The organism is Bacillus sp. SIMBA_031 (assembly GCF_046535225.1).
Classification (GTDB): domain Bacteria; phylum Bacillota; class Bacilli; order Bacillales; family Bacillaceae; genus Bacillus; species Bacillus velezensis.
The window spans coordinates 1-405 of the sequence record NZ_JAWRXC010000047.1 but is presented as its reverse complement, the minus strand read 5'-3'; the positions used below and the strand labels follow the sequence as shown (position 1 = coordinate 405).

General features: G+C 60.7%; 1 protein-coding gene. It reads right to left on the bottom strand.

The annotated features are described in order from the left end of the window. The coding region (locus tag SB724_RS19450; protein WP_410572419.1) for an AAA family ATPase at positions 1 to 367 on the bottom strand (367 nt) is incomplete at its 3' end. Between the last annotated feature and the right edge of the window lie 38 nt (positions 368 to 405).

Here is a 405-nt window from a genome sequence, read left to right as displayed (position 1 = left end):
CGAGCTGGGCCGGGTCGCCTACCAAGAGGATCTTCGCACCAACCGCTTGGGCTTGGCGGACCAGGGCACACAATTGAAGGGTCGAGACCATGGAAGCTTCATCGACGATCACCAACTGATTGGGCCGAAAATGCCATCGGCACTGTTCGGCGGCCAGTCGCGCCACCCTCTGCTCCAACAACGCCCTGACATTAGTGCCCGAAACCGCGGTCTTGAGCCTAGCTTCCGTCGCGAAGAACTGATCGGCCCTGTCGATTGCTCCCTGGCCGGCAGATTCATGCAACCACTTAGCCACGTTCTCCGTATCCATCCCCAACTCAAGCCCAAGAACCTCTGCGCTCGCAGCCGCCGGGGCAAGCCCAACCACGCTGTCCCCACCAAATGCAGATTCCCAAGCGGCCTTGA